Genomic DNA, 26746 nt, shown 5'->3' with positions numbered 1-26746 from the left:
AGGATGCAGAAGTACAAAAGGCAAGAAAGCTTGCTCGTCTGCAAAAAGAAGCTCAAAAACTCGGTCTTACTCTCCAAAATGCAGCTTGATTATGAATGATTTACATGCACGTCATTATAAGGTACGAAGCAATCCCCGATTAGCAGAGCCACTCTGTATAGTTTGGGATTGCTTCGTACCTTATAATGACGTGGCTGTAAGTTATTGATTATCAATAGCATTTTTTAGCACGTCATCACATTTTTTTTCAGGATTTCCCTGATGGTTACTCGCAATGACGTTTTCGGTTATTACACTATTTTACTGAGCTATAATAGCTTCACATCGCTTAGTTCAAAGGCACGGTTCAGACTCCCTTTAAAAAATCGATATTCCGTTGCAATCCGCTGAATTTCGTGCGCTTAACGGCCGAATTTTTAAATACTTTTTGAAAAATATCCTGGGTGATATCCTGCCAGTCGTCTTTTTTTAGATGCAACAGTTCGGGGTGAGGGGTAAAGGCAGGTTCGGTATTGAGCACCGAAAAACGGTTCCAGGGACAAACATCCTGGCAAACGTCACAACCAAACATCCAGTTATCCATTTTGCCCTTAAACTCCTGCGGAATCTCGTTTTTGAGTTCAATAGTGAGGTATGAAATGCAGCGGCTACCGTCAACCACGTAAGGGCCAACAATGGCATCAGTAGGGCAGGCATCAATGCAATTGGTGCAGGTGCCACAATGATCAATAGTGGGGGCTATATCATATTCCAGCTCAAGGTCGATGATCAGCTCGGCCAGGAAAAAGAATGAACCGGCCTTTTTATTAAGGAGGTTACTGTTTTTGCCTATCCAGCCCATGCCTGCTTTACGTGCCCAGGCTTTGTCAAGTACCGGGGCCGAATCAACAAAGGCCCGGCCGCCTACTTCACCTATCTCTTCATTGATAATTTGTAGCAGTTGTTTCAGCTTATCTTTAATTACCGTATGATAATCAATACCATAAGCGTATTTGGATATTTTCGGGGCAGATGGATCGTCTTGCCGCTGATCGGTATAATAATTAATGCCTAAGGAAATAACCGATTTAGCCCCGTCAACTAATAGCCGCGGATCAAGACGCTTATCGAAATGGTTTTCCATATACGCCATTTCGCCATGCATGTTTCTATTGAGCCAGGATTCAAGGCGAGGGGCTTCATCTTCTAAAAAATCTGCTTTGGCTATACCGCAAAACAAAAAGCCAAGTTTTTGCGCTTCGCTTTTAATGAGTTGACTGTATGTGGCCTTGTTTTGCTGCATTGATGCAAAGATAGTATAAATTGAAATTGGTGCATGTACGGCAATATCCCTCTATTGGGTTTTAGTAAGCATGATATACTTGCACATGGGCATTATCCGTTATTATTATTTACTCCAGTTTGCTATAAAGCTACTATTGGTGCAGTTTTTGTATCTGATTAAAAAATAGGGAATTATGGCATGCTTGAGCATATAAGATATTTGCCTGCGCATGTATTAGGGATACATGCGGTTGGCCACGTTACCATTGGCGATTATGAGAAGGCCATACGACCTTTGCTTGAGCAGCAGGTGAAACAAACCGGGCGGATAAACTTTTTATTGGTGCTGGAAACAAATATTAAAAATTTTACGGCAGGTGCCTGGTGCGGCAACATCAGGCTGGGCCTTAAGTATTTTACCCGGTGGAACAAGGTTGCCGTTGTAACCGATCAGGACGGCATACGCGAGTTTAGCCACCTGTTTAAATATATTTTACCGGGCAAGTTTGCCGGCTATAGGTTGGAAAACTTGGATGAAGCTGTAAAATGGGTAACTGGGGTTAAATAAACGTACCATTATGGAAACTATAGATAAAGCAGCAGTGATGAACAATGATTATTCAGACCTGCACAACGACGAGTTGGGGGAAAATACCGGTGACGATACTATAATAGCCGAAATAGTTCATTTAAAACCCGACGAAAAGGATATCAGCAAAATGCCGTCATCAAACAAAGGCCAGGGCCCGGCAGGGGAGAACTTGTAGTTCGCCCCCCTGCCCCTAAAGGGGGAGTTTTTGATCAACATGTTGTATCATGATATGGCGATAAACAAGAAATGCCCGGCGTTGCCGGGCATTTCTTGTTTAAGTATTTCCTAAACTCCCCCTTTAGGGGGCTGGGGGGCGAGGCCTAAAAGCTATTCCTGATACTGTTGCTTAAAGTTTTGGTGCTCCAATATCCGCTATCTAAAATACGGCGTACGGTCATCAGCGGATCAGTTTGATCGCGTTTGTCAGCTAATTGAAAAGCCATTTTGAAACCGCGTTTCCTTAACTCAGGCAAGGCGGCTTTGTTCCAGATACCAAACGGGTAAGCAAAGTAATCCATTTTTTTACCGGTGATCTCTTCTAATGTTTTGGTTGGTTTTTCAATTTGAGTAACCCAATCATCAACCGGGCGGTTGGTTATTTTACCATTCTTACCAATGATCTTAAGGGTAGAGGTATGCGAGTAACGGTCAACACGGTGGTGGTCCCAGGTGTGGCTGGCAACAACATTACCTTCATCAGATAGTTGTTTTACCTGCTCTTTGGTCATATAGTGCGGACGGCCCAATGATACGGTCATCACGAAATAAACCGCTTTAAAACCATATTTTTTGAGGGTAGGGTTAGCGATGGTGAACTGATCAAGATCGGTGTCATCAAACGTAAGCATGATAGGCTTTTTAGGCAGCGGTGCACCTTTGGTAAGGTAAGCATAAAGCTGATCGGGCAGTATAGTATGGTAACCGCTGTCGGCCAGCATTTTGATGTGTTCTTTAAAAGCGGCGATCTGTACTATATAATCTTTGGCGTTTTTTGAATCTGTTGGTTTCCAGTCACGGATCTGGTGATAGCAAAGAATTGGTACCTGTTTGCGGGCCAGAATGGCAGCGGCATCACCCTGTGGGGCAGCATTGGCCGTAGCCGGCGTTGCAGCAGCCGGAGCAGCGGCGATTGTTTTATCTGATGGCTTCGACTGGCATGAAACAGCGCCGAATGCACAAAGGGCCAGCATGGCTAACGTTTGTTTTATCATATTATAGGTTGGTTTTTCAATCATTTTAAACGGCGGCTAAATTAATAATTATATAACATGCCCATCTTTTATTGTAAATAAATTTAATTATCAATTTAAGGCATGAAGCACTTGAGATGGCTTAAAATAAAAAGCCTGCAATATATTTTCCTCACAGAAAGATATTGCAGGACTTAATTGAAGTGCTAATTTTCAATTATAATACTATTCGTTTCCCTTCTTTTATGGAGCGTTTAGCCGCATCGAGGATCTGCATTACTATCATATTGTATTTTAATGATGAACGGTCATCCGGGTTTCTTAATGGGTTTTGCAATGCAGCGGTAAAATAAGTTACCGGAGCATCGGCGGGCGAAACAAGCGGTGTTGCTTTATAGCCCCTTACGCGATTGTTAACTTTTATTTCAACGCTATCCTTGTCAAATGCATGGATATAGCCCTTAGCGCCAAATATCTCCATATCCTTAATACCGAACGGCCAGTTCCATGAAGCTTCTATCTGCCCGGTGGCGTTAGCGTATTCAACCAGGATGGTAGCATCATCCTCAACTTTAGTGTATACATTGGGTTTGTAATGCCTTGCAATGGCTGTTACCGCTATCGGGCGCTGGCCTTTCATTAACCAGGTCATTAAGTCGGCGCCATAGCAGCCAAAATCATTAAGGGCACCGGCACCGTTCAATACCGGGTCGGTAAGCCAGCTCAGGAAATCTTCGCTGCAGCCAATCTCGCGCGGGCCCTGGTGCCCGTCATGCACCACCATTTTACGGATCATGCCTACGCTATCCAGCTTAACCGTATTGTAAGCATCCTGGAACGATGGGTACCAGGTAGTTTCATAATTGGTTAATACTTTAACGTAATATTTAAGCGCAAGGAACTCCATGCGCTTAGCCTGCTCAAGGGTGGCAGCTAAAGGTTTTTCAACCATAACCGAAATACCCAGCGGTGCGCAGGTTTCTACAATATCCACATGTTTACCAACCTCGTTGTAACCTAATACAATGGCCGGCTTGCGGGTGGTGCACATTTTCTTCAGGTCGTCAAAAAAGAGGGAATCGGGTAGGTTATAGGCTTTGCCAAATTTTTCCCAAAGCTTTTTGTTGGGTTCGGCAATGCCTACAATGTTCACGTTGCCTTTACGGTACTCGCTTAATATCAGGTGGATGTGATCATGGTTTAAACCCATGATGCCCACTTTTAGCGTAGGTACTGGTTTATGTACAGCGGGTACAGTATCTTTTTTTGCTTTGTTAATTGAATCGGCAGGCAAGGTAACGGCATTTGCCGGAGCTGGCGGGGTAGCCGGCGGCGGCGTTGTTGTTTGTGCCGATGCAATGGCTATACCGCAAAAAATAAGCGCAGTAGTAGTGAGCAGTAGTTTTAATTTGGCTTTCATAATTGGTGGTGATGGATACGTATGTAGGTTTATATCAAAATAACGATGGATTTCCCCCCAGCTTTATCTTTCCTAAATGTTTGTAGGCAGCTTCGGTAGCTTCACGCCCGCGGGCGGTACGCATCAAAAAGCCTTCCTGTATTAAAAACGGTTCGTAAACTTCTTCAATGGTGCCCTCATCTTCACCAACCGCTGTAGCAACGGTTTTTAATCCAACTGGCCCACCTTTAAACTTATCAATTATAGTAGTCAGGATCTTGTTATCCATTTCATCAAGACCATGGCTATCCACATTTAAAGCGTTGAGCGCATATTGGGCGATCTCGGTATCAATTTTGCCATTGCCTTTGATCTGGGCAAAATCGCGCGTACGGCGAAGCAACGCATTAGCAATGCGCGGGGTACCACGACTACGGCGGGCAATTTCATAAGCGCCCTCATCAGTAATAGGCGTTTTTAATATCGATGCAGAACGCAATACAATGGTAGTAAGCAGCTTGGCGTCATAATATTCCAGCCGTGAGTTAATGCCAAACCTGGCCCTTAAAGGTGCAGTAAGCAAGCCTGAGCGGGTGGTGGCTCCAACCAGTGTGAATGGATTAAGCGAGATCTGTACCGAACGGGCATTAGGGCCGCTCTCCAGCATAATATCTATCTTAAAATCCTCCATGGCCGAATACAGATACTCTTCAACCAGCGGACTTAAACGGTGGATCTCATCGATAAAAAGAATGTCGCCGGTTTCGAGGTTGGTAAGCAAACCCGCCAAATCGCCGGGTTTATCTAAAACAGGGCCGGAGGTGATTTTGATACCAACGCCCATTTCATTGGCGATAATATGCGACAGGGTAGTTTTACCCAAGCCCGGAGGGCCATGCAACAGCACATGGTCAAGCGCTTCACCACGCTGGCGGGCGGCCTGTACAAAGATCCTTAAATTGGCTAATATTTTATGCTGACCGGTAAAGTCCTCAAACTGCTGCGGGCGTAATACTTTTTCAATATCACGTTCGGCAGGACTGAGGCGTTCGCGTTCAGGGTCAAGATGCTCATTCATTGCCAACGAAATTAGTATTTATTTTTGAAATAGAGATTAGAGGTTGGAGATTAGAGGTTGGTAAAATTTCTGTTAGATAGCTGAAAACCTAATCTCTTACCTCTAATCTCCAATCACTAAATCTATCCCTCCGGGTATTTCCTGAAGATGCTGTTGATCTTCATTTGGATCACGCCTAAAAATGCCTCGCGGAAAATGCGGGTTGACATTTTGGAGGTGCCGGCTGTGCGATCGGTAAATATAATGGGGACTTCCACCAACTTAAAGCCATGTTTAAGGGTGGTGTATTTCATCTCAATCTGGAAGGCATATCCAACAAACTTGATCTTATCCAACCTCACGGTTTCAAGTACTCTGCGTTTGTAGCACATAAAGCCGGCGGTGGCATCCTGTACCCTCATACCTGTAATAAAACGCACATAAACGGAAGCAAAATAGCTCATCAGCACCCGGCTCATGGGCCAGTTAACCACATTTACACCGGTTACGTAGCGTGAACCTATGGCTGCATCGGCGCCATCAATACAGGCTTGCCTCAGCTTTAACAGATCATCCGGGTTATGCGAAAAATCGGCATCCATCTCAAAAATATAATCGTAATGGCGGGCTATACACCATTTAAAACCATGTATATAGGCGGTACCTAATCCCTGTTTACCTGCACGCTCTTCTATAAAAAGGCTGCCCTCGTATTCGGCCTGCAGGCTTTTTACTATCTGAGGCGTACCATCGGGTGATCCATCATCAATCACAAGTATGTGAAAATCATGGGGTAAAGAAAATACTTTGCGGATCATCCGCTCGATATTTTCCTTCTCATTATAGGTGGGTATGATTACGACGCTATCGGGCACTGAACAGTATTTTGAAAATGAAATGAATGTTTAAGGTGCGAAAATAATCAATTTACAGAGCATCAAAACAAAAAAACAGGAAAGCTTGCGCGATCCTGTTTTTCGAAGTGATATTTTACAGATTATTTGTATCAGCAATGACCTCGTTTTCCACGTAGGGGTCGGTAATGTAGTTTCTTTCTTTAAGTCGCGGTGAAACAATCAGGAATACGATGATGAATACGGAAATAAAAGCCACAAAAAACCATTCGTAATTGGCACCCTTAAGATTTTTAGCCCACCAGCCGCCGTCTTCAATAAGGCCATTAACAAGGGCAGTGATCAGATTGCCAAAGGAAACAACCAGGAACCAAATTCCCGACATGGTACTTTTCATTGATTTTGGAGAATGGGTATAAGCATATTCTAAACCGGTAATTGATACCAGCACTTCTGCAGCTGATAATATTAAAAAGGCCAGCACTTGCCACCACATTGATGGCGAGCCGCCATGATCAATACTAACATGTGTAAAACCGATAACTACAAACGACAATGCCGTTAAAATCAAACCGAAACCAAGCCTGCGTAGAGGTGTTGTTTTTAATCCGATCTTATCTAAACCCGGATAAATCACATAGTTAAAAAGTGGTATGAATAAAAGGAGGAAAATGGTATTAAATGTAGACATTGAACCTGGTTCTATCTGGAATGAAGTAAAACCAAGATTGATGTTGCGATCCATTTTTGCAGCATAAAGCGTCCATTCTGAAAGGCACTGATCCCAAACAGCCCAAAACGCCAGTGCAAAAAAGAATACGGAAATTACACGGTATACAGCTTTAACGCCTTCAACGCGTTCCGGATCATAATTTTCTTTAGCAATATCAAGTAATGATTGGCCGGGTTTCTTTTTACTTAGGTGGGTAAGTGCATACCAGGTAATAAACACCAGGTTATTTCTGTTTACGCCTTGCGGAGGCACTTTCACATACTTTTTGCGGCCCATAAAGAATATCACAGTTGCCAAAGCCATTAATATTCCGGGAATACCAAAAGCCCATTTAGGGCCGTAATATTTATAAACAATAGGGATAGCTACCGTTGACAGCATAGAGCCGGCATTGATGCTAAAGTAAAACCAGCCGTAAACTTTCGAGAGCAAATCCTGATTGCTGGCATCAAACTGGTCGCCCACGTTGGCCGAAACACATGATTTGATACCACCAGCACCGATGGCGACTACAAGCATACCTATCTCAAAACCACTAAGGCTTGTATCAAACATTGCCAGCAACAGGTGCCCGAAGCAATATACTATGGAAATATAAAGGATAAGCTTGTATTTACCGGTAAACCAGTCGGCCACCATTCCGCCCACAAATGGCAAAGCGTAGGCCACCATAACAAATAAATGATTCAGTTTATTGGCATGGGCATCAGCCTGTTGAGCCAACGCGGCGCTACCTGTAGGGTTAAAGAATTGTTTTACCAAAAAAAGGGTAAGTATTGAACGCATGCCATAAAAGCTAAAACGTTCGGCAGCCTCGTTCCCGATAATATAAGGGACACTCCTGGGGAATCTTGATTTTTTTGTGGTGGTTGCAGATATTTCTTGCATTATCATCAATAGTTTTTGCTAAAGTACTATATTTCTATTAATTCGAAATTTAATACCGAAAGTGTTACAAGTTATATAATAAATGTTTGGGTTTTCTACTTCGTTCCGTGGTTTTATTCTTAATGTTTAACGGGTATAAGGCTGCGGTCTTTAGCGGCCTGTTTTTTCGGGTCAACATATTCATTGTCAATGGCTGAGTTTGTGCCACTGGCGATGTTACGCATGTCCAGGTTTTCTATATAGGTCCAGCGGCCTTCTTTTAATTTATAGCCGTCGTAACTCAGGTCGGGGCCAAAGGTTTCGGGTTTGTCTTTGCTTCTGCCATCGGGGGCCGAAAGATGGTCAAACACAATGAGGTTTTGCTCAGGAATATACCTTAACAGCATGGATACCTGGCGGGAGTATTCAAATATCACCCTGTCGCGGGTTTTGCTGTTGCCATTAAATACCGGCATGCCAAATTGCGGAACGCCGTTGTTAAACGAAATTACATCGATCACTTTTTTTGTCGATTTTACCGTGTTGCCTTTCCATCCCAGCAATAAATAGTAAGGCTTGGGGCCATAAACCGGTACTATTTTGTAATACTGGGCACCATACCATTTATGGCTATCGGTTACCGAATCTTCCGGGTTTTTCAATAATGGTGAGTAATCCTCAAGCGGAAACATTTTAAGCGGACCACCGGTATTTATTTGTACAGTGCCGTAAAAACGGTAACTGCCATCAAGGTTCATTACATGCCAGCTCAGGATACGGAAGCGGTTATCGGGCGAGTTGATAATACTGATGCTCTTAACCGAATCAAACGGGAAAAGGAAGGAGTTATTGATCTTTAACGCCTGCACCAGTGTTTTAATGAACTGGTAATTGGCATTTTTACGCTCCATATCGTTCTCATCATTTACAATTTTTTTGCCGAGGTGATTAAGACTGTCCTGGTATTCGCCAAGTTTCTTGATCCGTGTACCTTCGTCATAGTATTGGGCAAAGGTTTGCAGGCAAAGCAATATGGAAAGGAGAGTTAGGGCAACTTTTTTTGTCACGATTTTTAATTAATTAGTTGAGCTTATTTCTTTTATCATTGAGAGGAACGAAGCAATCCTCGATTTGTGGGGTGGCTTTGCAAGTTTCTCTGTATAGAATGAGATTATTAATAATTATAATTTGATTTTATAGGTATTGATGAGTTCCCGTTAGTCGGTTGTCTTGGTTCTTTATTAATAGCGTAATTGTAAATTATTGATTATTAACTATATTTGTGATCTATTTTATAATATGGGCGTTCCCGTTAGCTAACGGGCCGGGCTTTTCGTTGCAAGTCCTCGCTTTTCCTGCCCGCAACCCCTACACACGCTGTGGGCTTTTCACTGCAATCCCTAACGCGCCCCACGCGCAACATCACTAAAGTATATTTTACACGTCATCAAGATCTCTTTAAGAGCTCTCCCTGATGGTTACTTGCAATGACGTTGTTTTAAAAGTATTAACGTAAATTTTCAATAACCATTGCACTGGCGCCGCCGCCGCCATTGCAGATACCCGCGGCACCGTATTTACCGTTATTTTGCTTTAATACGTGTAAAAGGGTAACAATGATTCGTGCACCCGAAGCGCCAAGTGGGTGGCCTAACGAAACAGCGCCCCCATTAACGTTCACTTTTTCGGGGTCGAGGTTCAAAAGCTGGTTGTTGGCTATTGATACTACTGAGAATGCTTCATTGATCTCAAAGAAGTCGATATCGGAGTTTTGCAGGCCGGCCCTGTACAGTGCAAGCGGTATAGCTTTTGATGGTGCCGTGGTGAACCATTCGGGAGCCTGCTGGGCATCAGCATAAGATACAACTTTGGCTAGCGGCTTTATGCCCAACTCATCAGCCTTTTCTCGGCTCATGAGTACAACAGCTGCAGCACCATCATTTAGTGTTGAAGCATTGGCGGCTGTAACGGTGCCATCCTTTTTAAATACCGGTTTCAGCGAGGGGATCTTTTCAAACTTTACTGTCTGCGGTTCCTCATCTTCGGCAAACATGGTGATATCTCCCTTTTTGTCTTTAAGGCCAACGGGAGTTATCTCATCTTTAAATTTACGGTCTCCTTGCGCTTTTTGGGCGCGTTGATATGATAATATGGCGTAGGCATCCTGTTCTTCACGACTGATATTACAGTCGGTAGCGCAAAGTTCGGCTGCCGAGCCCATGTGATAATCGTTGTAAACATCCCATAGCCCGTCTTTAACCAGGCCGTCGATGATTTGACCGTTGCCTAAACGGTAGCCGTTGCGGGCTTTATCCAAATAGTAAGGTACATTGCTCATGCTTTCCATTCCGCCGGCAACAATAATATCGTTTTGGCCTAATGCAATACTTTGAGCAGCCAGCATAATCGCTTTCATGCCCGATGCACAAACTTTATTAACGGTTGTAGCAGGCAGATAGGGAAGCCCTGCAAATATAGCCGCCTGGGTAGCCGGTGCCTGCCCAACATTGGCCGACATTACATTGCCCATATAAACTTCCTGAACCTGGTCGGGCCGTAAACCCGCCTTTTCCACCGCCGATTTGATCACTGCAGCGCCCAGTTGCGTGGCGCTGATAGCGGCTAAGCTGCCTCCAAAACTACCTATAGGTGTACGTGTGGCGGCTACTATTACTACTTCTTTCATGTGTCCCTCATTAAAATTGGTGGGCAAATTTAGTGATTTGAATGAAAGAAAATACTATGCATGCATAATAAAATTAGTTTGCAGTTTTTAGTTTGCAGTGGGCAGTTCTTAGATCTGTGGGCAGTTTTTAGTTTACGGTGGGCAGTTCTTAGATTATATAGAATTGGATTTGGTTGTCGCTGCCGCTCATGTCACGATAGTAACTGCAAACGGGCAACTGTAAACTGCCTACTGATCTTCCTTTTTCTTCTTCACGCCCTTTTTACGCGCAAGCAGGGCCTGTTGCATGAGGTATTCGATCTGGCCGTTGGTGCTCCGGAATTCTTCGGCAGCCCAGCTCTCAATCTCCTTCAGCATGTCGGGGTTAATGCGCAATACAAATGCTTTCTTTTCGGCCATATCAACTTGCGGCCGCTGCTTCGGCCTGTTTTAACAAAACTAAATTTATGCCCAGTAACGCCAGTAAAGGCAGTTCTGGTACTTTTTTTACCATGTCCGGATCAATTTTTACAATAAAAGGCTGTTTCCAACTCCAGAATTTGGTTTGTACATTCAGTATATCGCCTAATTGTTCGCTTACCCAAGTGTAATTGTGCGATAGGATCTTTTTATTATAAAAAGTAGTCGTAAGGCCGTCATTCATTGCCAAGTTTACCTTGCGGCACCAAACCTGCGGGGTTATCAGGCCTATCTCCATACCGTCGGGCTGTTCAATTATAAATTTTCGGCCCAGCCAGCTTTTACGTTTTACTACCCAGTTGCCATTGGCAGTTTCGAGCGTGCAGTTACGTTTTAAAGCACCAATATAAGTAAGCTTGCCGTAGCTGAACTGGCCGTCGGTAAGCTCATACCACGGTCGCCAAAAGCCGTGCCTCAGCACAGATAATTCTGTTACGCGGAGTTGGTCAAAACTTCTGAATTGATCCATGGTATTAATGGTATAAAGTACCGGTATTAACAACAGGGTTAACTGCTTTATCGCCGCAAAGCACAACCAGCAGGTTACTTACCATGGCTGCTTTACGCTCTTCATCGAGCTCAACTATATTTTTCTCTGATAGCTTGTTCAGCGCCATTTCAACCATGCCAACTGCACCTTCAACAATAAGTCTACGGGCAGCAATAATGGCCGATGCCTGCTGTACCTGAAGCATGGAATGTGCAATTTCGGGGGCATAGGCCAAATGCGAAATGCGGGCTTCCAAAACTTCAATGCCGGCACGGTCAAGCCTTTCGTTCAGTTCTTTCTCCAGCAACATGCTCACCTGCTCGGCGCCTCCGCGCAGGGTGATGGTAGCAGTTTCATCCTCCAGGTTATCATAAGGAAAAGAATTGGCCAAATGCCTTACAGCCGCCTCGCTTTGGATGTTTACATACTGGATATAATTTTCAACCGCGAACACAGCGGCGGCCGTATCCTTGATCTGCCATACAATAACGGCAGCAATTTCAATAGGGTTACCAATGCTGTCATTTACTTTCAGCTGCTGGCCGTTTAGGTTAAAAGCCCTTAACGAGACTTTTCTTTTTGAGGTGAAAGGGTTCACCCAGTAAAAGCCGTCCTTTTTTACGCTACCCAGGTACTTACCGAAAAGTGTAAGAACTTTTGATTCGTTAGGATTAACGACAATAAGTCCCGGGAGCAGAAAAACGAAACCAAGGATGGCTAATATAGCGCCGATAGGTTCTTCGCCTGCCCAGAAGCAAAGAGCAGCTATTACCAATAATGCCAGGAATGCACCAAGTACGGCAAAGCCGGATGGCGGGTTGATAGTTTTTTCAGGATTCATGATTTAGATTGATTTTAAAATGATATCATAAAGATATCAAATTTATTTTTACAAAAACAAGAAAAACTGCATATAACAGAAACTTATATTATTTTTGGCAGGTTAATCATTTAAATGGCAAAACTATCCACTTCGCGCCAAAAGGCTTTACTGCGCAAATACGCCCGTAATGTTAAGTTTTTGATGATGCTGATCAGTATCGTGCTTATTGTTTACTTTTTACCAAAGCAGGCAAAATTTAGCTACGAGCATGAAAAAGGCAGGATCTGGAACCAGAAGGACTTGGTATCGCCCTATAATTTCGCTATCTTAAAAACACCACAGGAGATCATGGCCGACCAGAAATCGGCACTGGAAAGCATAACGCCGATTTACCAGTTGGACGCTGCCATGCAAAACCAGCAAATAGATGGTTTTAAAGCCGACCTGGAAATCAAATGGCATAATGCCGGTATTAACGATAAGCTTAAACCAAAATATATTACTGCCGGTACCGATTTGCTTACAGAAATTTATCAAATAGGCGTTTTTAAGCCCAATGCTAAATATCAGCAGAGCTCAGAGAATTATCCTGTCAGGATCCTGGATAAGAACGTTGCCACCGATAAAAATACCAACGAACTGTTCACCAAAGAAAAAGCGCAGGCATATTCTGATAAGGTGTTGAGTAAACATACCGATCTGGACAAGGCATTTCTTCTTGATCTGATCAGCAACCGCCTGCAAAATAACCTTGCTTATGATAATAACCTAACTTCAAGGCTGGAGAAGGAAGTTATTGACGGCCTTTCGGTGACACGTGGGATGGTGCAAAAAGGGGAGGTGATAGTTTACAAAGGTTCGGTAGTTAATGATGATGTGTTTCAAAAGCTGGAATCGTTTAAAAAAGCTTTTGAGGATAACGCCCGTGTTAACGGCAACCGGAACCTGGTACTGCTGGGGCAGTTTTTTCTGGTAGCTATAGCCATATCATTGCTCATGATCTTCTTGTATCTTTTCCGTAAAGATATTTATGCCGATAATAGGCTGGTGAGTTTGATATTGCTGGTAATTACCACCATGCTGGCTACCCTGTCGCTGGCAATAAAATTGCAGTTCCCTACCAATTTGTACTATATCCCTTATTGTATAGTGCCTATCATCATCCGTATCTTGTTTGATACCCGTTTGGCGCTTAACATCCATTTGCTGGTAGTGCTGATAGCCGGCTTTTTTGTGCCCAACAGCTTTGAGTTTGCCTATTACGAGATCACGGCCGGCATGGTATCTATTTACAGTATCAAAAACCTGGTACGGCGCGAGCAATTCCTGATCTCGGCGGTGATCATCATCTTTACCTATTTCGTGGCATTTTTGGGAATCACCTTTATCCGCGAGGGTGATTTCCTGAATATCGACTGGATGGACTTTTTGCCTTTTGTGGTTAGCGTGTTGCTTACCCTGCTGGCTTATCCGCTCATTTACCTGTTTGAAAAGGTATTCGCCATCACATCCGAAATAACGCTCATCGAGCTTACCAATACCAACGCGCCTTTGCTGCGTGAACTGGCCTTTAATGCACCCGGTACCTTTCAGCACTCGCTACAGGTAGCTAACCTGGCCGAAAATGCTATTTATGCCGTTGGAGGCAATGCGCTATTGGTTAGGGCAGGGGCGCTGTATCATGATATAGGTAAAATGGAGAACCCGCTGTTTTTTATTGAGAACCAAAGCTCAGGTTTTAATCCGCATGATAAGCTGCCTTATGAGGAAAGCGCCCAAATCATCATCCGCCATGTGAGCAGGGGGATTGAAATGGCACGTAAGGCTAATTTGCCTGAAGTGGTGATCGACTTTATCCGTACCCATCATGGTAATACCCGCGTGGATTATTTTTACCAGTCGTCATTGAAAAATTTTCCTGAAAAATTTATCAATGAGAACATTTTTCGCTACCCCGGACCTATTCCTTTCACCAAAGAAGGAGCAGTTTTGATGCTTGCCGACTCGGTTGAGGCCGCTTCACGCTCATTAAAGGAACCCGATGAAGAATCGATCAGTGTACTGGTTGATCGCATTGTGAAATACAAGCTTGATCAAAACCAGTTGAAAGACAGTAATATAACTTTAAAAGATATTGAAACTATCAAGGCGATTTTTAAGCGGATGCTGATGAGTATTTATCACGTGCGGATTGATTATTAGAAAATCATTTTTTTTTTTGACGGGATGCTTGAATTACTATATTTGCAGTCCCTGAAAAAAGGGACAATAAATTAAAAGTAAAACGGAGAGGTGCCTGAGAGGCCGAAAGGATCAGTTTGCTAAACTGACGTACTGGAAACGGTACCGAGGGTTCGAATCCCTCCCTCTCCGCAAAAAGCCCAAACTAAGGGCTTTTTTTATTTTTTGGATTGCAGTTTTTATGATGTTCTGATTTTAAGAATACTATAAAAACAAAAATGGAGAGGTGCCTGAGAGGCCGAAAGGATCAGTTTGCTAAACTGACGTACTGGAAACGGTACCGAGGGTTCGAATCCCTCCCTCTCCGCCAATAAAACAAACATATCCTGCACCAGCAGGATTTTTTGTTTTATTTCAGTTTATACGGAGAGGTGTCAGAGTGATCGAATGTGCCTGATTCGAAATCAGGTGTACTGTAACAGGTACCGGGGGTTTGAATCCCTCCCTCTCCGCAAGACAACAAAACCCGGTGATAATCGGATTTTGCTGTTTAAAATAAGTACAGCATATCATTTGGTGTTCTAAATCTCATAATGCTCACTGAAATCTGCACGAAAGTAAGGCTTTCTGAATTTTAGCCCCCCTTAATTGGGCACTATAAATGCCTGACAAATCTCTTTCCAATTTAAAACCGGAAGAGCGAAAATCGAGTCTTATTCTTTTTCGGGGGGCTTTTCAAACGCGGTGCCTTTACATATTTATTTCAGCCACATCGGCAATATAATTTCAACGAACAGTATCTTCGGGGATATGAATATTAACTTTCACGATCAATATAAAGACCACTCCACAGTCGACCTGTTGAAGATAACACTGCGCCCGGAATCATATCAAGATGGTGTCGTCATGAACGTTACAGAAATATTAAAAACCAGGGTGATAACACAGGCAGATTTAGATAATGCGGAAAGACATCTTACGGAAGATGAACTTACAGCCCCAAAGAAAGGGCTATTAGCAAACATCTTTAAAGTTAATAGCAATAACCATGAAAAATGGTTGAATGTAATACTTGCCATAGCAGTATTTGAGTATTTACATTTGTTATACACCGACACTATAGTATTTAACCGTCTTCTTAATGGTCATGACTATCCGTATAGAATGGTAAACGTGCTGTCGTATATAGATTTATTGTGTTTGCCTTTTGTGTATTATATGTTTTATAAACGAAAACGTTGGGGGTGGATAACATTGTTTGGCGTAAAACTTTTCACAATTGAACCTTCGCTATTATTTTATTTTAACGAATATTGGCCCGTAGAGCATGGAATTGGCCTCTTAACCTATTCTCTGTTAACTATTTTCTTAGATATCCCCATCCTGATTTTCCTTTGGAAGCAAGAAATCAGCAGTATCTTCAAGGTTAATAGCAAAACAAAGTGGTCAACTTTTTTGTCGGTTGTTTTTATGCTTGTGTTATTAACATGTGTTGGCCAATATAATCGGGCAAATTATGTGGAGATAAAATCAAATGCAGAAAATCAAACTGAAATTGCCGGCAAACCGTCAGACACAACTACTGGCTCCCCGCCAAAATTACTTGCATTGATTAAAGCCACGCACGAAAAACCGGTAGATACCACATATATGCCAACCGGCTTTTATTTTCTTGCAGAAAAAGGTAAGGGAATAAGCATGCGCGAAGAGAAATCAGATGATATTTATACCATTTCTCCATTGCCATTTGCTTCTGTCAAAAATATAAGCAAAGTAAAATTTGAGAAAGTACAACTCCAGCAGGGAGCATATACAAACCTGTGTATGACATTTGACGATACCGGAACAAAAGACCTTGCAAAAGGTACGGGAAATCCTCTACATCCAAAAATTGCAGTAATTATTGCAAACAAACTGTTATATGTTGTTGAAAATGGAACCTCGATTAAAACCGGAATAATGTGTGTAGTTCTCCTCGGTTATTCTGAAAAAGAAATGGAGGAAATGCGTAATGCAATAGATATAAAAAGGTGATTAACACCTAATCATTGTTATGAGGGGAATGGACGGAAAATGATTTACAATTTCTTGTCATTGAAAAATATCTCTTTGATTATTGCCAAAATCGCAGAAAGGTGTTCAATCCTACGCTCTTTAACCCCGCAAAAAGGCTGTATCATTTCAATTATGATACGGCCTCTTCTTATTTCATAAGCAGAAAGAAGATATCGCCACGTTCTGAATTTCCTTATCTATTTCAAAGATATGTTGTTAATAGCGCGAAAAGGGGTGAAAATCATATGGTAATATTAGCGTTCCGGATGGTGATTCTTTTGTGATCAGTAGGCGAAGAGATTTTCTTTTCCTATTTTAGGATCAACCCTTATGGGGTGTATTTTATGGAGAAAACAAAAACTACGCTTCCTTATTACACAGAAATTAACGATTTTCTTGCTTCTATTCCATGGCCGGGCCGAACTACTGATCCAAACTTTTACTGTTTACGGTTAAAGCAGCTCGACCAGGACCTGCAGGTATACCGGCCCCCTTTTAAACGTTCATTTTATTTCTTCGCACTACTATTCAATTCCGGTAAGGTTGAAGTTAACTATGGCGATCAGACCATTCATGATCCCGATTCCTATCTCGTCTGCCATTCGCCTGACCTTGTGTATAGCTTCGCCCATAATAATGCCCTGGAGGGCTATGTCATTTATTTTAAGCCGGAATGCTTCTCCTTTTTCAGACCAGACTTTCACCAGCAGTTTCCACTGTTTGATGTATTACATACCAACTTGTTTAAGTTTGATCACACCGCGTTTAATGAATTGGCGCCACATTTTGAAGCTGTATTTACAGCTTATGAAAGGTCGGCCAAAGTACAACATATAGAAGCGAGGATAAAGTTGCTCGGCTTGCTCTACTATCTGGAAGACTTTACACTGGAAAAGAAAAAGGACATTCGCCTGGCCACAACCCAACACATACTGCTGCGTAAGTTTATCCAGTTAATAAATAACCATTACATTGATAAGCGTACAGTGCAGGAATACGCGGATATGCTCTCGGTTACCGCAAATTATCTCTCGCAATCTGTTAAACAGGTGTCGGGGAAAAATGCCCTCACGTTTATTACCGGGCGTTTAGCCTCCGAAGCAAGATCCCTTATCCAATACACCGATTTTGAGATAGCCGAAATTGCTTATCAGCTTAATTTTTCAGACCCTGCCAATTTTGGCAAATTTTTTAAAAAACAGGCTGGCCTCTCGCCTTCGGAGTTCCGCAAAAGGCACAAGTAATTAAATTGACCTGTTTATCCAAGTTTTCGACCAAATCTTTTGTGTCTGGCTAAGTTTCTTTGCTCCATTGAATTAAATGAGTTAGCCCTCACAATCGTAAATATCTAAAAATTAAACTTTATGAACTACAACCCTGCTGTGGATGCTTATATAGCTAACTCGGAGGACTTTGCAAAACCCATTCTTGAGCACTGGCGCCGGCTTGTTCGTGAAAATTGCCCGGATGCCGAAGAGACGATAAAATGGAGCCTTCCTCATTTTGATTATAAAGGCGATCATATGTGTGTAGCTGCATCCTATAAAAATCATTGCTCCTTCACATTTCTGAAAGCGGAACTGATGACAGACCCACGCCTGAAGGCAAACAAAGACTTGAAGCCGATCCAAAGATTTTTAGGGAAGATCAATAAAATAGGAGACCTGCCGCCTGACGATGAATTTATAGCCATGCTTAAAGAAGCCCGGCAGTTAAATGAAAAAGGCATCAAAATAAAAAGAGAGAAGCCAGAAGCTGATAAACCCAAGGTACTGGAAACGCCTGATTATCTTCTGGCAGCATTAGTTGCTAACCCTGGTGTAAAGGCAGTTTTTGAAAGCAAATCCAACTCTTTCCGCAAGGAATATATCCTCTGGATTACTGATGCTAAAACCGACGAAACACGACAAAAAAGAATAAATGAAGCTTTAGAATGGATAGCCGAAGGAAAAGGCAGGTTTTGGAAGCATCAAAAATAGAGATCCTAAAATATCATGTTATCTTAAAACCATTGGGCGATAAAACAAGAATCAGAAAATACAATACCAAAACAGTCAATGCCAAATAAGATAGATAAAGTCAGGGGAATGGCTTTATCTATCAATAACTAAAGATGGAAGTGTATCTCAGCTTTCTATTCTGGCCAATTTCCGGGGTTTAAAAAAATGGTTCAACGGCCCGGAACCTTGCCCTGTTTTGACATTTTTTCCTTCAGCCAAGGCCCTGCCTACAAATTTCTCAGCCAATAATATGGCATCATATAATTTTTCGCCCCTGGCTATATATGCGGCAATTGCAGCTGATAGTGTGCACCCGGTTCCGTGGGTATTGCTTGTTTCAATGAACGATGAACGTATTTCTTTCTCGTTACCGTTTTTATCTGCATAGTAGTGACAAATCTCCCTTCCGGGTAAATGCCCGCCCTTGATTAAAACAGCAAAGCTGTTATATTTCAATAAAAAGGGCATGGCTTTCTGCATGGACTGGGCATCCGTGATATGGCTGCCAGTAAATGCGGTTGTTTCAGGAATATTGGGTGTGATCAACTCCGCAATGGGAAATAATGTATCTCTTAACGCAGCCAGGGTGCCGGTTGTGGTCAGTGAACCGCCTGTTGATGCGATCATCACCGGGTCAACAATAACCGGAACATCTTCATATCGTTTTAATGCAGTTGCAACTGCCAAAACGGCTTCGGCGTTAGGCAATAGTCCAATTTTGATAGCTTTTGGTTTAATATCGGCCATAACCGCAACAATTTGAGCAGTGATTACTTCGGGAGGAACAGGGTGTATAACAGTTACGCCTAAAGTATTTTGTGCGGTGACGGCAGTGATTGCCGAGGTGCCGTAGCAGCCAAGTGCCGAAAATGTTTTCAGGTCTGCCTGAATGCCGGCTCCGCCGCTGCTATCAGAACCTGCAATGGTGAGTACTGAAATGTATTTATAGTTTTGCATGGTTTCCGTAGTTTTTAAAACCATCTTTAAGGTGTACACTGTCTCGGTTTGTCAGTTGCCCGAAAAGCACCATAGCCTGTTTGCTTCTTACGCCGGTTGAACAGCAAAAGATAACTTTCTTGTCTTCCGGTATTTCCGCTGCCCTATCGCTAAGTTCGTACAGGGGGATATTGATACCGCCTATGTTGAAATCCTCAAACTCATAAAATTCACGTACATCTACCAATATTATTTGTTCCGGGATTGAGGAAATCCATCGCTCTAATTCTGTAAAATCAATCTCCTGGATGGAAGGCTTAACATGGAGCGGGATTATTTTAGCACGAGGTGGATTTGTGACATTGCCGAATTTGAACAAGCTAACGGAAACATCGAGCGCGTTAATGGTCAGTAGCTTGCCCGATAACACATCACCGATTCCGCATATGATTTTTATAGCTTCGTTAGCCATAAAGGTTCCCACTATCCCGGGCAACACGCCAATTACGCCGATATCCGCGCAATTTGGCGCTTCGCCGGCAGCCGGGGCTTCGGGGAAAAGGTCGCGGTAATTCGGACCGCTTTGATAATTGAAGACCGAAACCTGTCCTTCAAACTTAAAAATAGAACCAAATACCAGCGGTTTGTTTAAGGCCACACAGGTATCATTTACCAGGTACCGGGTAGGGAAATTATCTGAGCCATCGATCACCAGGTCATACCCGCTGAAAATGAAAAAGCTATTGTTTTCGGTTAAACGCTCCGGGTGAGAGATTATCCGAACGTGCGGGTTTAGCAGTTGTAGCTTTTCTTTTGCCACATCAGCTTTGTTAAAGCCAATGTCATTTATATTGTACAATATTTGCCGGTGTAGGTTACTGATATCCACCAAATCATCATCTACTATACCAATCACACCGATGCCGGCTGCAACCAGGTACTGTAAAATGGGGCATCCCAGGCCTCCCGCACCAACAATCAGTACGCGGGCTTGTTTCAGCTTCTGCTGTCCGTCCATTCCTAATTCCGGGAGAATGATTTGTCGGTTGTAGCGCTTTAATTCTTCCTTTTCAAGCATCGCTGTTAAATTAACGGGTTAAACAATGGTCCCAATCCTTCCAAACCGGTTCATAGCCCTGTGCCCGGATGGTTCGCGCAATTTCTGCCGGGCTCCGGTCATCTGATATTTCAAATTGTTCCAACGATTCCGGTTCAACCGCATAGCCGCCCGGATTGGTCTTTGAGCCGGCGCTCATGGCAGTTATACCCAATTTGATGATATTATTCCTGAAATTAGGCGACTCGCGGGTAGAGATGGATAACTCAACCTCTTCATTAAATATCCGGTACGCACAGATGAGCTGCACCAATTCACGGTCGCTCATCTCCACTTTAGGCTCCAGCCCGCCGCTGAATGGGCGCAGCCTCGGAAAGGATAGGCTGTACTTGCTCTGCCAATATTGTTTTTCAAGGTAATTGAGATGCAGGGCCGTAAAGAAACAGTCGGTACGCCAGTCTTCCAATCCAATGAGCACGCCTAAACCCATTTTGTGAATACCTGCCTGCCCTAAACGGTCAGGCGTTTCCAGTCTATATTGAAAATTGGATTTTTTTCCCTTGGGGTGATGTTTTTTGTAATCATCCTGATGGTAAGTTTCCTGGTAAACGAGCACTGTATTTAAGCCATAAGGAGTTAAGGCCAGATAATCATCCAGATCGAGTGGCTGTACTTCCATGGATACATGTGCAAAGTGGGGCCGGATGAGTTCCAGCACTTTTTTAAAGTAATCTACATGTACTGTCTGGTTGGCCTCGCCGGTAACCAGTAACACATGGTCATATCCCATGTCCTTGATCACGGCTACTTCCTGCATGATCTCTATGGGTGAAAGTGTTTTGCGCCGCAGTTTATTATCGTAGCTGAAACCACAGTAGGTACAAATGTTATTGCATTCGTTCGACAGGTAAAGCGGCACATACATTTGTATGGTTTTACCAAAGCGTTTCAATGTTAGCTGCTGGCTGATCTGCGCCATCTGTTCCAGGTAAGGAGCAGCAGCCGGGGATACCAGCGCTTTGAAATCTTCCAGCGTACGCCTGCCTGCAGATAACGCTTTCAAAACATCATCGCTGGTTTTGGCATAAATACTTTGTTTAGTATCGTCCCAGTTGTATGCCTGGAAAATGTCGTTAAAACTATTCATCCAGGAAAGAAGTTAAGGGGCTACTGGCAACCGCATGAGATACTGTCATTGCTAATTTGGCTTCGTATGCCATCCGGCCGGCTTCTACAGCAAGTTTAAAAGCTATGGCCATTTGTATCGGATTACCGGATACGGCTATGGCTGTATTTACCAAAACCGCATCGGCCCCAATTTCCATGGCTTTGGCCGCGTCTGAAGGTGCACCGATACCGGCATCAACTATCACGGGCACGTTGCTCTGATCGATAATAATTTCCAGAAAATCGATGGTTTTTAACCCCTTATTACTGCCGATAGGGGAACCCAGCGGCATTACAGCGGATGTACCCGCATTTTCCAACCGTTTGCACAACACCGGATCTGCATGGATATAAGGCAACACGATAAACCCCAATTTCGCCAATTCTTCTGTTGCTTTCAGGGTTTCAATAGGGTCGGGCATCAGGTATTTGGGATCAGGGTGGATCTCCAGTTTGATCCAGTTGGTCTCCAGCGCTTCGCGGGCCAGTTGCGCGGCAAATACAGCTTCGCGGGCATTGCGGACCCCGGATGTATTGGGCAAGAGGTTAATATGCGGCAATTTCAAATGTCTAAGAATGTCATCCGTGTCATCATTATTGACGTCAACCCGTTTTAAGGCCACGGTTACCAGTTCGGAGCCCGAAGCTATTAAGGCTTCTTCCATGAGGGCAGATGAACTGAACTTCCCGGTTCCTGTAAATAACCTGGAGTTAAATATAGTGTCTGCAATCTTCAGCATAATTTAAAGGGTTAAAGGTTAGCAGTTGAGGTTATTTGAGCTCCATCGAGATATGCATGAATGTTGTTAACCACAAGGAAACTGTCAGCAGCATGAGTGATCGCGCCTGAAATAGCAACCCCATAAATGCCCGTTCCCATGATGTGCGGGATATCATCAGTTTCGATACCGCCTATAGCGATAACAGGCGTTTTAAAACCCAAGGTTTGAATTTCATTAATGATGGCTGTATAGCCATCCAAACCCAGAACGGGGCTAAGTTTCTTTTTGGTGGTTGTGAAACGGAAAGGCCCCAGGCCAATATAGTCTACACCTTCGGCTACCCGGGCCAATACATGGCTTATTGTATTGGCTGTACCGCCAATGATAAAGTTATTGCCAACAATTTCCCTGGCTTTACTTACAGGCATGTCCTCTAATCCTAAATGTACGCCATCGGCACCTGCTTTAAGTGCAATTTCCGGAAAGTCGTTGACGATGAGTTTAGCGCCATAAGGCCTGCAAAGTGCAACGGCTTCTGTGGCATAGGTCAGCACCTCCGCTTCCTGTGCATCCTTTACCCTTAGTTGTATCCACTTGCAGCCGGCATCCAGTGCATTTCGGATGGCTGTAATATGCGAGCCATCGGCGGCCGGCTGTGATATATAATGAAGTTTACTGATCATATGATGATATTTAAATTTGTTATGCCGGCTTGCAGCCGGTGAAATGTTTGCAAGGCCATTTGCGGTTGATTCCAGATCGCTCCTAATACGGCTGCACCGTCAAATCCCATTTTTTTAATGATTTCCAGTCGATCTGCTTCAATACCACCTAAAGCGATAACCCTGGGGCTTCCGCCTTTATTTTCAAGCCTGAAACCAGGTTTTATGGTGCTCGTGTATCCGGGTTTGGAAAGACTATCAAACACGGGACTTAAAAATGTGTATTCAAAAACGGAGAGAGAAGGGATCAGCTGCGCATCATGCGTTGAAGTACTCAGCTTGATCCCTTTTTCTTTTTGTGATTGCAGTGTTTCCGCAAAGGTTTGCAGTCGGGCCTGCTCTGTAAAATGCAACCTGGTGATGTTATACGTGGCTGCCAGTTCGTGATATTGATGCAAAGCAATTCGTTGGTAAAAAGCCGGATCGATATGGTCGATCAATTTGCTAACCTGCTCAATGCTGCTGCCGGGTTTCCGCAGATGGAAACGACACATGCCTGATCTGAACAGATCGTTTATAATGCCGGCTTCTCCCTCAATTGCCCGTTCGCTCGAAATCACAATCAGTTCCATGTTTTACAGGTATAATTCGCTTCCTTTTTCCGAAAATTCTTTCGATTTCTCTTCCATACCCTTTACCAATGCACCTTGTACATCAAAGCCCTTGTCTTTGGCATAATCACGTACATCCTGCGTAATTTTCATTGAGCAGAAGTTGGGCCCGCACATCGAACAGAAGTGAGCTACCTTGGCGCCGTCGGCAGGTAAGGTCTCATCATGAAACTCTCTGGCCGTATCCGGGTCAAGCGCCAGGTTAAACTGGTCTTCCCATCTAAATTCGAACCGGGCTTTACTTAATGCATTGTCGCGGTATTGCGCACCCGGATGGCCCTTGGCCAGATCGGCGGTATGAGCGGCAATTTTGTAGGTGATAACACCATCTTTAACATCCTTTTTATTGGGCAGGCCCAGGTGCTCTTTGGGGGTTACGTAGCAAAGCATCGCCGTGCCAAACCAGCCTATCATGGCCGCGCCAATAGCCGAGGTGATATGGTCATAGCCCGGCGCTATATCGGTAGTAAGTGGTCCCAGTGTATAAAACGGCGCTTCGGCGCAGTGCTTTAATTGCTTATCCATATTCTCTTTGATCATATGCATGGGAATATGGCCGGGGCCTTCTATAATAGTTTGTACATCATGTTTCCATGCTATTTTGGTGAGCTCGCCCAACGTTTCCAGTTCGGAAAACTGCGCTTCATCGTTGGCATCGGCGATACTGCCCGGACGAAGGCCATCGCCCAGCGAGAAAGCAACGTCATAGGCTTTCATGATCTCGCAGATCTCCTCGAAGTGGGTATACAGGAAGTTTTCTTTATGATGAGCCAGACACCATTTAGCCATGATTGAACCGCCGCGCGATACGATACCTGTTACCCGTTTAGCAGTTAACGGAACATAACGTAACAGCACGCCTGCATGGATGGTGAAATAATCAACGCCCTGTTCTGCCTGCTCAATCAGCGTATCCCTGAACAGTTCCCAGGTCAAATCCTCAGCTTTGCCATTCACCTTTTCCAGCGCCTGGTAAATAGGTACCGTACCAATCGGCACCGGCGAATTTCGAATGATCCATTCACGCGTTTCATGAATGTTTTTACCTGTTGATAGATCCATAATGGTATCAGCACCCCAGCGGCAAGCCCATACAGCTTTTTCAACTTCTTCTTCAATACTGGATGTGACTGCCGAGTTCCCGATGTTGGCATTGATCTTAACGAGGAAATTGCGGCCAATGATCATCGGTTCGCTCTCCGGGTGGTTGATGTTGGAGGGGATAACCGCCCTGCCGGCAGCTACTTCCTGCCGAACAAATTCCGGGGTGATAAACCCTTTCGGCGTATTGGCACCGAAACTGTTTCCCGCATGTTGCTGGCCGAGAAGGGCATATTGACCGTTGAGTTGTTCCTTTAATGAATCGATACGCTGGTTTTCGCGTATAGCGATGTATTCCATTTCAGGTGTGATGATGCCTTTTTTAGCATAGTGCAATTGCGATACATTCATACCCACTTTTGCTTTATACGGTGTGCTTTGATGAACAAAGCGCAGATGATCCAGACCGGCATCGGCAAGGCGTTGGCGACCGTAATCGGATGATATGGTATCCAGTTTTTCTACATCACCGCGTTCCTGGATCCAGCTTTCACGGAGACGGGGCAAGCCTTTTTTTACATCGATCTCAATGGTCGAATCAGTGTACGGCCCGCTGGTATCGTAAACGGTCACGGGGGCGTTAGGCTCGGTTTCACCGAAACGGCCATGCAGCCTGGTGTCGCTAAGGGTAATTTCACGCATCGCTACGCTAATTGGATGCAATTGACCTTCTACGTAAATTTTGCGCGAGCCAGGAAAAGGCGTAGTAGTAATGACCTGTCCTGTTGGAATTTTTTCTGTTTTCATAATGGCTTGATTTTTTACCCTCCCTGGGTGGCTTTGATGATGATGATATTGTCGCCTGATTTAAGTACCTGCGTTTCCCATTGAGATTTGGGAATGATGATTTTATCGATAGCTACAGCGAGGCCCTGCAGGTGCTGTTGCAGCACATCGCCGAGCAGCGTTTGCACATTACAGTCATCAGGAACAATATAATTTTGTTGATTAACGGAGACTTCCATGGTGTTGCGTTTAAAAAAACTAACTATAGGAATGTCCCGTACAAGGAAAGAAAAAACAGCGCGCGTAGCGATGCTATCACTTTTCCCTTCGCCAGCATTACCTGGATCAGGTTCAAAGGGTATTATCTCAGTCCATCAAAGGACACCCCTAAAGTTGCGGTAAAGCTAAAGGAATAAATTTGATTAAACCAAATCAAATTTATTATATCACTTTTTGGCCGGTTGAAGGCGGATCTTAAAATGTATCAGGCAAATAAACAACTTGAATCAGTTAGGCCAATTGGGTTAAGGGGATTACAATCAATCGCGGGAATAAAAAACGCCCAAATTCTGTAATATACTCTGATGATAGAAATCGAAAAAAAATATTCGTTATAAACAAAAGTTCCCGTCAAATATTTGACAGGAACTGATGAGTAGGGTTTCATCAACCAAATCTAATTCAAGCTACCGGCAATTGTATTACAGCAGCGATATATTGTCCAGGTGTTTGCCAAAACGATAGGTCAATATCACTTCATGAACAGCGTTGTTAATTCCGCCCAGGTTATAGCCGGTTGTGCCAAACTGGTAACTATAGCCAATACGCACATTCCTGGAATTGATGCTGAGGATCCCGGACATCTGTTTGCCGGTGCGATACTCGGCACCCAAACCAATAACATTCTTCATATACAGGGTTGTCGAGAAATCGGCGGTGAATGGCTGGTTTTTGGTATAGTACGCCAGGAATGCCGGTTTAACTTTGAAATCAGAGCCGTTATCGATCAGATAAGCTGCCGATACATTAAAGTGGCTTTTGAAATAGCTGTTATC

The 26746-nt window shown here is 43.7% G+C and carries 26 protein-coding genes, 3 tRNA genes and 1 riboswitch; of the genes, 9 read left to right on the top strand and 20 right to left on the bottom strand.

Annotated features, from left to right (window positions below):
• Nucleotides 1-346: 346 nt before the first annotated feature.
• Complete coding sequence (gene queG, locus VF500_RS24090; protein WP_330862113.1) at nt 347-1282, bottom strand: tRNA epoxyqueuosine(34) reductase QueG; 936 nt, start codon at nt 1280-1282, stop codon at nt 347-349.
• 180 nt (nt 1283-1462) lie between these two features.
• On the opposite strand from queG, the gene VF500_RS24085 reads away from it, so the two are divergent.
• Both VF500_RS24085 and VF500_RS24080 read left to right on the top strand, forming a co-directional pair.
• Nucleotides 1463-1831, top strand: a complete 369-nt coding sequence (locus VF500_RS24085) for an STAS/SEC14 domain-containing protein (protein WP_330862112.1) — start codon at nt 1463-1465, stop codon at nt 1829-1831.
• Between the two features lie 10 nt (nt 1832-1841).
• The gene (locus VF500_RS24080) at nt 1842-2030 is read left to right on the top strand and encodes a hypothetical protein (RefSeq protein WP_330862111.1); all 189 of its coding nucleotides are present in this window, start codon (nt 1842-1844) and stop codon (nt 2028-2030) included.
• A 145-nt stretch (nt 2031-2175) separates the two neighbouring features.
• On the opposite strand, the gene VF500_RS24075 is transcribed toward VF500_RS24080, so the two are convergent.
• The 10 genes from VF500_RS24075 to VF500_RS24030 all read right to left on the bottom strand — a co-directional run bounded on the left by VF500_RS24075 (nt 2176) and on the right by VF500_RS24030 (nt 12431).
• Nucleotides 2176-3066 carry a polysaccharide deacetylase family protein gene (locus VF500_RS24075; protein ID WP_330862110.1) on the bottom strand — a complete coding sequence of 297 codons (891 nt, stop codon included), beginning with the start codon at nt 3064-3066 and terminating at the stop codon, nt 2176-2178.
• Nucleotides 3067-3262: 196 nt separating this feature from the next.
• Complete coding sequence (locus tag VF500_RS24070) at nt 3263-4465, bottom strand: Gfo/Idh/MocA family oxidoreductase (protein ID WP_330862109.1); 1203 nt, start codon at nt 4463-4465, stop codon at nt 3263-3265.
• 34 nt (nt 4466-4499) lie between these two features.
• Nucleotides 4500-5522 (bottom strand): Holliday junction branch migration DNA helicase RuvB, encoded by a 1023-nt coding sequence (gene ruvB / locus VF500_RS24065; RefSeq protein WP_321558233.1) that lies wholly within the window; start codon nt 5520-5522, stop codon nt 4500-4502.
• A 122-nt stretch (nt 5523-5644) separates the two neighbouring features.
• Nucleotides 5645-6376 (bottom strand): polyprenol monophosphomannose synthase, encoded by a 732-nt coding sequence (locus tag VF500_RS24060; protein ID WP_330862108.1) that lies wholly within the window; start codon nt 6374-6376, stop codon nt 5645-5647.
• Nucleotides 6377-6491: 115 nt separating this feature from the next.
• A complete protein-coding gene (locus VF500_RS24055) occupies nt 6492-7976 on the bottom strand; it encodes a POT family MFS transporter (RefSeq protein WP_330862107.1) in 1485 nt (494 codons plus the stop codon).
• Between the two features lie 119 nt (nt 7977-8095).
• Nucleotides 8096-9022: a hypothetical protein gene (locus tag VF500_RS24050; RefSeq protein ID WP_330862106.1), complete on the bottom strand. Its 927-nt coding sequence runs from the start codon at nt 9020-9022 to the stop codon at nt 8096-8098.
• A gap of 440 nt (nt 9023-9462) precedes the next feature.
• On the bottom strand, nt 9463-10641 hold the full coding sequence (locus tag VF500_RS24045) for an acetyl-CoA C-acyltransferase (RefSeq protein WP_330862105.1): 1179 nt from the start codon (nt 10639-10641) through the stop codon (nt 9463-9465).
• Between the two features lie 228 nt (nt 10642-10869).
• Nucleotides 10870-11040, bottom strand: a complete 171-nt coding sequence (locus VF500_RS24040) for an Arc family DNA binding domain-containing protein (protein ID WP_330862104.1) — start codon at nt 11038-11040, stop codon at nt 10870-10872.
• Nucleotide 11041: 1 nt separating this feature from the next.
• Nucleotides 11042-11569, bottom strand: a complete 528-nt coding sequence (locus VF500_RS24035) for a hypothetical protein (RefSeq protein WP_330862103.1) — start codon at nt 11567-11569, stop codon at nt 11042-11044.
• 4 nt (nt 11570-11573) lie between these two features.
• Nucleotides 11574-12431, bottom strand: coding sequence for an SPFH domain-containing protein (locus tag VF500_RS24030; RefSeq protein WP_330862102.1), 858 nt, complete (start codon nt 12429-12431; stop codon nt 11574-11576).
• Between the two features lie 114 nt (nt 12432-12545).
• Here VF500_RS24030 and VF500_RS24025 point away from each other — a divergent pair, with 114 nt between their 5' ends.
• The 7 genes from VF500_RS24025 to VF500_RS23995 all read left to right on the top strand — a co-directional run bounded on the left by VF500_RS24025 (nt 12546) and on the right by VF500_RS23995 (nt 18628).
• Complete coding sequence (locus VF500_RS24025) at nt 12546-14615, top strand: HDIG domain-containing metalloprotein (protein ID WP_330862101.1); 2070 nt, start codon at nt 12546-12548, stop codon at nt 14613-14615.
• Nucleotides 14616-14699: 84 nt separating this feature from the next.
• A tRNA-Ser gene (locus VF500_RS24020) sits at nt 14700-14786 on the top strand.
• A gap of 88 nt (nt 14787-14874) precedes the next feature.
• A tRNA-Ser gene (locus tag VF500_RS24015) sits at nt 14875-14964 on the top strand.
• 55 nt (nt 14965-15019) lie between these two features.
• A tRNA-Ser gene (locus VF500_RS24010) sits at nt 15020-15106 on the top strand.
• A gap of 349 nt (nt 15107-15455) precedes the next feature.
• Nucleotides 15456-16628 (top strand): hypothetical protein, encoded by a 1173-nt coding sequence (locus VF500_RS24005; RefSeq protein WP_330862100.1) that lies wholly within the window; start codon nt 15456-15458, stop codon nt 16626-16628.
• A 365-nt stretch (nt 16629-16993) separates the two neighbouring features.
• Nucleotides 16994-17893 carry a helix-turn-helix domain-containing protein gene (locus tag VF500_RS24000; RefSeq protein ID WP_330862099.1) on the top strand — a complete coding sequence of 300 codons (900 nt, stop codon included), beginning with the start codon at nt 16994-16996 and terminating at the stop codon, nt 17891-17893.
• Nucleotides 17894-18013: 120 nt separating this feature from the next.
• Nucleotides 18014-18628 (top strand): YdeI/OmpD-associated family protein, encoded by a 615-nt coding sequence (locus tag VF500_RS23995; protein ID WP_330862098.1) that lies wholly within the window; start codon nt 18014-18016, stop codon nt 18626-18628.
• Between the two features lie 147 nt (nt 18629-18775).
• On the opposite strand, the gene thiD is transcribed toward VF500_RS23995, so the two are convergent.
• The 9 genes from thiD to VF500_RS23950 all read right to left on the bottom strand — a co-directional run.
• Nucleotides 18776-19606, bottom strand: coding sequence for a bifunctional hydroxymethylpyrimidine kinase/phosphomethylpyrimidine kinase (gene thiD, locus VF500_RS23990; RefSeq protein WP_330862097.1), 831 nt, complete (start codon nt 19604-19606; stop codon nt 18776-18778).
• A complete protein-coding gene (locus VF500_RS23985; protein WP_330862096.1) occupies nt 19593-20663 on the bottom strand; it encodes a HesA/MoeB/ThiF family protein in 1071 nt (356 codons plus the stop codon). The genes thiD and VF500_RS23985 overlap by 14 nt, the downstream gene beginning before the upstream one ends.
• 10 nt (nt 20664-20673) lie before the next feature.
• A complete protein-coding gene (thiH, locus tag VF500_RS23980; protein ID WP_330862095.1) occupies nt 20674-21789 on the bottom strand; it encodes a 2-iminoacetate synthase ThiH in 1116 nt (371 codons plus the stop codon).
• Nucleotides 21782-22549, bottom strand: coding sequence for a thiazole synthase (locus tag VF500_RS23975; protein WP_330862094.1), 768 nt, complete (start codon nt 22547-22549; stop codon nt 21782-21784). Before VF500_RS23975 ends, thiH begins: the two co-directional genes overlap by 8 nt.
• Before the next feature lie 11 nt (nt 22550-22560).
• Nucleotides 22561-23214, bottom strand: a complete 654-nt coding sequence (locus VF500_RS23970) for a thiamine phosphate synthase (protein WP_330862093.1) — start codon at nt 23212-23214, stop codon at nt 22561-22563.
• On the bottom strand, nt 23211-23825 hold the full coding sequence (locus VF500_RS23965) for a thiamine phosphate synthase (RefSeq protein WP_330862092.1): 615 nt from the start codon (nt 23823-23825) through the stop codon (nt 23211-23213). Before VF500_RS23965 ends, VF500_RS23970 begins: the two co-directional genes overlap by 4 nt.
• 3 nt (nt 23826-23828) lie before the next feature.
• A complete protein-coding gene (gene thiC, locus VF500_RS23960) occupies nt 23829-25712 on the bottom strand; it encodes a phosphomethylpyrimidine synthase ThiC (RefSeq protein ID WP_330862091.1) in 1884 nt (627 codons plus the stop codon).
• 14 nt (nt 25713-25726) lie between these two features.
• Complete coding sequence (thiS, locus tag VF500_RS23955) at nt 25727-25930, bottom strand: sulfur carrier protein ThiS (RefSeq protein WP_330862090.1); 204 nt, start codon at nt 25928-25930, stop codon at nt 25727-25729.
• 66 nt (nt 25931-25996) lie between these two features.
• Nucleotides 25997-26090, bottom strand: a riboswitch (TPP riboswitch).
• Between the two features lie 302 nt (nt 26091-26392).
• The coding region (locus VF500_RS23950) for a type IX secretion system membrane protein PorP/SprF (RefSeq protein ID WP_330862089.1) at nt 26393-26746 on the bottom strand (354 nt) is incomplete at its 5' end.

It is taken from the genome of Mucilaginibacter sp. (assembly GCF_036383575.1).
Taxonomy (GTDB): domain Bacteria; phylum Bacteroidota; class Bacteroidia; order Sphingobacteriales; family Sphingobacteriaceae; genus Mucilaginibacter.
The sequence above is the reverse complement of the archived record's forward strand: the minus strand, read 5'-3'. Positions and strand labels throughout refer to the sequence as shown.

Coding starts and splice junctions, on each gene's coding strand:
- VF500_RS24075 (WP_330862110.1), bottom strand. CDS start 3,066: ATGATAAAACAAACGTTAGCCATGCTGGCCCTTTGTGCATTCGGCGCT.
- VF500_RS23975 (WP_330862094.1), bottom strand. CDS start 22,549: ATGCTGAAGATTGCAGACACTATATTTAACTCCAGGTTATTTACAGGA.
- ruvB (WP_321558233.1), bottom strand. CDS start 5,522: ATGAATGAGCATCTTGACCCTGAACGCGAACGCCTCAGTCCTGCCGAA.
- thiH (WP_330862095.1), bottom strand. CDS start 21,789: ATGAATAGTTTTAACGACATTTTCCAGGCATACAACTGGGACGATACT.
- VF500_RS24025 (WP_330862101.1), top strand. CDS start 12,546: ATGGCAAAACTATCCACTTCGCGCCAAAAGGCTTTACTGCGCAAATAC.
- VF500_RS23970 (WP_330862093.1), bottom strand. CDS start 23,214: ATGATCAGTAAACTTCATTATATATCACAGCCGGCCGCCGATGGCTCG.
- VF500_RS24070 (WP_330862109.1), bottom strand. CDS start 4,465: ATGAAAGCCAAATTAAAACTACTGCTCACTACTACTGCGCTTATTTTT.
- thiS (WP_330862090.1), bottom strand. CDS start 25,930: ATGGAAGTCTCCGTTAATCAACAAAATTATATTGTTCCTGATGACTGT.
- thiD (WP_330862097.1), bottom strand. CDS start 19,606: ATGCAAAACTATAAATACATTTCAGTACTCACCATTGCAGGTTCTGAT.
- VF500_RS24035 (WP_330862103.1), bottom strand. CDS start 11,569: ATGGATCAATTCAGAAGTTTTGACCAACTCCGCGTAACAGAATTATCT.
- VF500_RS24055 (WP_330862107.1), bottom strand. CDS start 7,976: ATGCAAGAAATATCTGCAACCACCACAAAAAAATCAAGATTCCCCAGG.
- VF500_RS24085 (WP_330862112.1), top strand. CDS start 1,463: ATGCTTGAGCATATAAGATATTTGCCTGCGCATGTATTAGGGATACAT.
- queG (WP_330862113.1), bottom strand. CDS start 1,282: ATGCAGCAAAACAAGGCCACATACAGTCAACTCATTAAAAGCGAAGCG.
- VF500_RS24030 (WP_330862102.1), bottom strand. CDS start 12,431: ATGAATCCTGAAAAAACTATCAACCCGCCATCCGGCTTTGCCGTACTT.
- VF500_RS24040 (WP_330862104.1), bottom strand. CDS start 11,040: ATGGCCGAAAAGAAAGCATTTGTATTGCGCATTAACCCCGACATGCTG.
- VF500_RS24080 (WP_330862111.1), top strand. CDS start 1,842: ATGGAAACTATAGATAAAGCAGCAGTGATGAACAATGATTATTCAGAC.
- thiC (WP_330862091.1), bottom strand. CDS start 25,712: ATGAAAACAGAAAAAATTCCAACAGGACAGGTCATTACTACTACGCCT.
- VF500_RS24000 (WP_330862099.1), top strand. CDS start 16,994: ATGGAGAAAACAAAAACTACGCTTCCTTATTACACAGAAATTAACGAT.
- VF500_RS23965 (WP_330862092.1), bottom strand. CDS start 23,825: ATGGAACTGATTGTGATTTCGAGCGAACGGGCAATTGAGGGAGAAGCC.
- VF500_RS23995 (WP_330862098.1), top strand. CDS start 18,014: ATGAACTACAACCCTGCTGTGGATGCTTATATAGCTAACTCGGAGGAC.
- VF500_RS23985 (WP_330862096.1), bottom strand. CDS start 20,663: ATGCTTGAAAAGGAAGAATTAAAGCGCTACAACCGACAAATCATTCTC.
- VF500_RS24045 (WP_330862105.1), bottom strand. CDS start 10,641: ATGAAAGAAGTAGTAATAGTAGCCGCCACACGTACACCTATAGGTAGT.